The organism is Corallococcus praedator (assembly GCF_003612125.1).
In the GTDB taxonomy this organism is placed as follows: domain Bacteria; phylum Myxococcota; class Myxococcia; order Myxococcales; family Myxococcaceae; genus Corallococcus; species Corallococcus praedator.
Genome location: NZ_RAWI01000790.1, coordinates 1 through 917 on the forward strand (window position 1 = coordinate 1; position 917 = coordinate 917).

At 69.9% G+C, this 917-nt stretch carries 1 protein-coding gene and 1 pseudogene; both read left to right on the plus strand.

Going from position 1 to position 917, the window contains the following annotated elements; all coding sequences use genetic code 11:
• A pseudogene (locus D7Y13_RS41770) lies at positions 1-329 on the plus strand (hypothetical protein); the annotation flags it as partial.
• 120 nt (positions 330-449) lie between these two features.
• The coding region (locus tag D7Y13_RS41775) for a nitronate monooxygenase (RefSeq protein ID WP_208734559.1) at positions 450-917 on the plus strand (468 nt) is incomplete at its 3' end.

Below are 917 nucleotides of genomic sequence, written 5' to 3' on the forward strand. Positions count from 1 at the left end.
GGGTGGTGGTGGGCAACGTGTGGGAGTCGGCGGCGAACCCGCTCTTCGACGCGATGGTGCGCACCTACCAGGTGAGCTTCCACGGCCTGTCCCTCTTCGAGGTGCCCTCCAGCACCAACCGCATCCTGGTGGGCCTGGAGGGGCCCCTGAGACTGACGCGCGAGGCGCTGGTCGCCCAGGCCCGGCGCGTGGAGCGGGAGCGGGGCCTTCCCTTCCGGCTGGGCAACATGGTGGCGCAGCGCTACCGGCCCCTGACGCGGCGGCTCGGGCGGGGCCGGGTGCTGACGGACGCGGGGCTGGGGCACGACGACCTCTCCCTGGATGAATGAAGGACAGAGAGGAGGTCGCTCTGCTGGCCAGTGAGCACGGCCCTGGCCGGTCGCGACTGAATCAAGGGGTGGCGCTGCTAATCTTGAAAGCTCGGTACGTCAGCACCAGCGGGAGACGCGATGAACGGCGCGAACGACGGACGACCTGGCCAGCCCACTTCTTCCCGTGAAGACGAGGAGCCGCTGGCGGAAGGGACCTCCGACGGTGACGGACAGCCCGGGCCGCGCCCTCCGCCCATCTACGTGTTGGAGGGCAACACGCTGAAGACGCGGCTGACGCGCGCCGTGGGGATCCACTACCCCTTCGTGGGCGCGGGAATGGCGTTCGTGTCGCTGCCGCCGTTGGTCATCGCCGTGTCGGAGGCGGGTGGGCTGGGAATGCTGGGCGGGGCGCCGGAGCCGCCGCTGGTGCTGGAGGCGCGCCTGAAGGCCATCCAGGCAGGCACGCAGCGGCCCTATGGCGTGGACTTCATCGTCGACCGGGATGAGCCGCACGGCTTCACGTCGCGAGACCACGTCGACACATGCGTCGCGGCGAAGGTGCCGGTGGTGGTGTTCCACTGGACGTTGCCGCCGCTGGAATGGATT